We start from the raw sequence: 4374 nt of genomic DNA on the forward strand, positions 1-4374 counted from the left end.
GCGCCTGGTTCCGCGAGGAGCTGGAAGCACGAGGCATCGAGCCATGCATCCCGTCGAGCCGAAGCCGTAAAGTCCCATACGCCTACGACACGATGCTCTACCGTCAACGCCACAAGGTCGAGAACCTTAGAGTTGCATTGGATCGTGTCAGAGGCCGGACAGATATCAGCACTCGACTTTGCTTACCGCTTTGACCATCAAAGATTCTTCTGACGGAAAATGCGCGAAAGCGCTGGCTGACAGTTAGATCAGCGGTGGCGGTTCCAGCAAAGGCAGGAAGGAAAAATAGGGAATGGATCCAAGGCGAAGATGGAGGCTAACCAAGAGCGTCTTGAGCGCGGGTGAGTTCTTTTCGTGCACATGCCGAAAATCTTGACGGCATCGATATCGACGTCGAGCCGGGCGAGTGCATTGCCATCGTTGGTCCATCAGGATGCGGGAAAACGACACTTCTCAAGATAATGTCAGGGCTTATTTCTCCCACCGCCGGAAAGGTTCTTGTCGACGGGCACGACATCAACGGGATCGGCCTTTCGAACTATCGACGCATGACGGCTTCAGTGCTTCAGGCGGACCGGCTGTTTGCCGGAACGATTGCTGACAATATCGCTCTATTCGATCAGGAGGCCGACCAGAAAGCGCGTGTGAATGGTCCGGCACGCCGCTGCCCAACGTTATATTCGTTGGAGGACGCGCTTTCTGGACTTTGGCTCAATCGAACCGACCCCAATCTGAGCCGCTTTGAGCACAACCGCTCTTTCGGGTGAAATCAATGTCCTTGTAGTCGGAGCTGTAGCCCTCATGGGGAGCCATGGTCAACTGTGCAGGTGAGCCGGGGCGGAAGTTGAGCCAGGCATCCGGTTGGACGCTGCGATCATCCCAACGCACCAGATAGCGGTTTCCTTGCTTCATGACCGTGCCGGCGAGGCGCGGAGATTTGTTTACCTGAAAACGCACCTCGTCATCGCGAACGCAGATCGAGGCCAGTCCCAGCCAAGGATCTCGGTAGATACCGAGGCGGCCGGCCAGCGATCGCGCATCAGCAGGCTGAATGGCAACCTGGTCCGGTGTGGCGGGTTTCGTCTCCGGTGCTGCGTGCAGTGTGTCCAATTGTGCGGCGTAGTCAGCTATTCCGCGCCGGTCGGCCGGATCGGTGAAGTGCTTGAGTAGCGCCTCGGACAGTACCATTCGGGCTTTGCCGCCATTGCCGTTGATCAGGGTGACGAAGCCGCTGCGGCTGTCGGGCAGGAGCCTCAACTCGCTATACATTCCGGCAAGCGTGCCGGTGTGCCACACCGTCCAATGGCCATTGGCGTCGGCCATGCGCCAGCCATAGCCATACGCCATTACATGAGTATTGTTCCACTGGCGCATCTGCGCCGATACGGGGATCAGCATGTGCGGTGATTGCAGCACCTCGCGTTGCTTAGGAGAGAGCCAAGCGAGTTGCATCGGGGTGGGGGCAAGCCATGTGAGCGCCCATGTGAGCATGTCATTGAGGCTGCAACGGATGCCGCCGGCGGGGTCGGAGGGGGAGGCGGGGATGATGGCGCCGTCGGCGCGGATCACCTGGTTGCGGCCATCGATGAAGCCGTGCGGCTCGGCCACGTTTCCCACCGCATCGCGATCCCAGCGGCCTACCTGGCAGCGCGTGAGGCTGAGCGGCTCGAACACCTCCCGGCGCATCAGTGTTTCGTAAGGCGCGCCACCGGCAACGGCGGCCACCTGACCGGCCACCACATAGAGGAGATTGTCGTACTCGTACTGGCTGCGAAAGCTGTAGGCGGGCCTGAAATAGCGCAGCGCGTGGATGATGTCGGCAGGGGTAAAATCATTGGGCTCCGGCCACAGCATCAGGTCGCCGGCCCCGGCCGGCAGGCCGCTGGCATGGATGAGCAGATCGCTTATGCGCATTTGCTTCGTCACCCAGGAATCATACATGCGGAAGTCGGGCAGGTATTTTGTGACCGGATCATCCCAGCGCAGCTTGCCCTGATCCACGAGGCGGCCGAGCAGGGCGGTGGTCATCGCCTTGCTGTTGGAGCCGATCTTGAACAGCGTATCGGCGTCGATCTTCCGGTCGGAACCGGCAGTACGCTCACCGGCAATGCTGATATAGACCACCTTGCCGTCCTCGATCACACCCACAGCGAGCCCGGGGAGATCAAAATGGGTGTAGCTCTCTTCGACCAAGGGGGCATAGATGTGTGCGGCCGTGGATGCCGGCGTGGACGTTTCGGCACGGGTACCAACACAGAGCCAAGCCATCGACAGAACAAATATCAAGAGACGGCCTGCCACAGCGCCCCCGCGGGCAGGTATTGCGATCTGCTTATGATGCCGGATGACTTCCCTGATGATGAAGTTCAGCAGTTTCCCCGCGAAATTCTGATCAAGACGTGCGTCCTCGGCAATCCGTACGACCTGAAGTTTCTCACGCACCGGATCGGCTGGCGGCAATCCGTATCGGGTTTTCAACAAGCCAACTTTGCCGGTATAACAAAAGCGCTCAGCTTGCATGTTGACCAGAGCGGCGTCGATATTGTCGATCGACTGCCGATATGAGAAAAGTTCAGCTTTGATCTCGGACTCGTTCCTCACGCTACGCGCCTCCTTACAATCCAAATGCCATCACTGCATAGCGTGCTATGCTGCAGCTATATAAGCGTGTTCTTTTGTACATGTATTATGAGCGACCCCTTCTGTGTCTGACATCAGCGCCCCTGAGACAGAATTGGTTTATTTGAGAGCATAGGAATTTCCGTCATCGTAGCTCACTCGAAGGAAGCCAAGATGAGACAAGATCCGGGCCGCGGCAACCGGCGATCTCCAGGGTGAGGACATCTGCCGCGGGCGAAATATGGTGGGCCCATAACCAAGGCCACCTCCCGGAGTAAACGCCTCGTCCTGGAGCGGGATAAATGCGATAGGCGGTCAGGCGAGCCTTGCGTCAAGGATGATTTCGATCATGCCGAGCGCCTTTGAAAGGGGGCAGCCTTCCTTGGCCTGCTGGGCCAATTTGCGGAAATCGTCCTGGTTGATGTCTGGGACGGTGCCGACCAGCGTTATCGCGCTTTTGGTTATTTCGAAGCCGCCGCCGGAAGCCGGATTGACGGTGATTGCTGCCGTTGCCTCTAGCTTTTGCGCCGGTGTGCCGTTTTCGGCGAGAAAATGCGAAAGCTGCATGGCGAAGCAGCCGGCATGTGCCGCAGCGAGCAATTCTTCGGGATTTGCCCCCGAGGTGCCTTTCTCGTCTTCAAAGCGCGCTTTGAAATTATAGGGAAGTTCATTCAGGGCGCCGCTTTGGGTATTGAGTGTGCCAGAACCGTCAGTGAGCCCACCCTTCCAGATTGCCGTTGCTTTCCTGTCCATTTCTAGTCTCCTTGATATGAGAAGAGTTGCAGTTGCCCTCGCATCGCATTCACGCCTGCCACCGAGGATATCCATCGACTGACCAGCGCGCCTGTCTGGTCTTGACCGTCTTCTGGAACGTCTGAGCGCCCATGACAAGGCAGTCGCCAACACTCGCCTTCATTTCAGCGATCAACACCAATCGCATCAGGTCTTGGTCTTCAACGACAAGCGTTCGATCCATGAAAACATCCTCCATGTGTACCTCAAGACATAAAATACTCGTTTCTGGAAAAAAATAGGGGCGCCATCACCCCTATTTTGCTCGGCGCGACTCGCGTGAGCGGCGGTGAGAAGTCGACCACAGTAGCGGTGGGGATAGTCCCGGTTCGGCGGATTAAAACCCCGCCACCTTTTTACGCTTCGGCGACGAATGCGGAGGGCTAGGGGATCTACACTGTGGAACTTCTGAAGGTTCGATTGGCTTGTTCTGAAGGTATGAGCCGGCGTCAAGCTGCAAAAGCATTTCAACATATCGCGCGACAGCGTTGCCAAGATGCTGTCCTATTCGACGCCCCCGGCTATCAGGGACAATCACCGATCTGACGGCCAAAGCTGGATACGTTCGTGTCGACGATCGAGCATTGGCTTGATGAGGACGTGAAGGTGCAGCGCAAGCAGCGCCATACGGCCAAGTGGGTGTTTGACCGTCTTCGTGACGAGTGCGGTTTCACCGGCGGCTACACGATCATCAAGGATTACATACGCGAGCGGGATCAGCGTCGCCAGGAGGTGTTCGGGCCGCTGTATCACAGGGCGCTGATCAAACACTTATAGCTACGATTGCCAAATCGTAGATGGAAGAATTATACGACAAATCCCTCTCGACGAGGATACGATTAGTTTCCGTTATGGTCAAGCAGGTTTTTCGGCCCAAAGCCGATCAGCTTTGATCAGGGCATTGGCGGTCACAATGAGCTTTCGCATAATCGCAACTATGGCGATTTTGGCGGGCTTGCCCGA

At 57.2% G+C, this 4374-nt stretch carries 4 protein-coding genes and 3 pseudogenes; 2 read left to right on the forward strand and 5 right to left on the reverse strand.

The window, feature by feature from the left end; translation table 11 throughout:
• The first annotated feature begins 341 nt into the window (after positions 1-341).
• A complete protein-coding gene (locus tag DUT91_RS24505; protein WP_114442998.1) occupies positions 342-767 on the forward strand; it encodes an ATP-binding cassette domain-containing protein in 426 nt (141 codons plus the stop codon).
• Here DUT91_RS24505 and DUT91_RS24510 read toward each other — a convergent pair.
• The 4 genes and pseudogenes from DUT91_RS24510 to DUT91_RS25920 form a co-directional block, all read right to left on the reverse strand.
• Positions 712-2268: a serine hydrolase gene (locus DUT91_RS24510; RefSeq protein WP_281032645.1), complete on the reverse strand. Its 1557-nt coding sequence runs from the start codon at positions 2266-2268 to the stop codon at positions 712-714. The genes DUT91_RS24505 and DUT91_RS24510 overlap by 56 nt on opposite strands.
• Before the next feature lie 24 nt (positions 2269-2292).
• Positions 2293-2601: pseudogene (locus DUT91_RS27055) on the reverse strand (chorismate mutase); the annotation flags it as partial.
• 333 nt (positions 2602-2934) lie between these two features.
• Complete coding sequence (locus tag DUT91_RS24515; protein WP_114443000.1) at positions 2935-3372, reverse strand: OsmC family protein; 438 nt, start codon at positions 3370-3372, stop codon at positions 2935-2937.
• 49 nt (positions 3373-3421) lie between these two features.
• Positions 3422-3595, reverse strand: a complete 174-nt coding sequence (locus tag DUT91_RS25920; RefSeq protein ID WP_160113715.1) for a hypothetical protein — start codon at positions 3593-3595, stop codon at positions 3422-3424.
• 215 nt (positions 3596-3810) lie between these two features.
• Here DUT91_RS25920 and DUT91_RS24525 point away from each other — a divergent pair.
• Positions 3811-4170 (forward strand): annotated as a pseudogene (locus DUT91_RS24525) (IS21 family transposase); the annotation flags it as partial.
• Positions 4171-4266: 96 nt separating this feature from the next.
• Here the strand turns inward: DUT91_RS24525 and DUT91_RS27060 are convergent.
• Positions 4267-4374, reverse strand: a pseudogene (locus DUT91_RS27060) (IS110 family transposase); the annotation flags it as partial.

The organism is Paramesorhizobium salinisoli (assembly GCF_003335045.1).
GTDB lineage: Bacteria > Pseudomonadota > Alphaproteobacteria > Rhizobiales > Rhizobiaceae > Paramesorhizobium > Paramesorhizobium salinisoli.

Coding starts and splice junctions, on each gene's coding strand:
- DUT91_RS24510 (WP_281032645.1), bottom strand. CDS start 2,268: ATGGCTTGGCTCTGTGTTGGTACCCGTGCCGAAACGTCCACGCCGGCA.
- DUT91_RS24515 (WP_114443000.1), bottom strand. CDS start 3,372: ATGGACAGGAAAGCAACGGCAATCTGGAAGGGTGGGCTCACTGACGGT.
- DUT91_RS25920 (WP_160113715.1), bottom strand. CDS start 3,595: ATGGATCGAACGCTTGTCGTTGAAGACCAAGACCTGATGCGATTGGTG.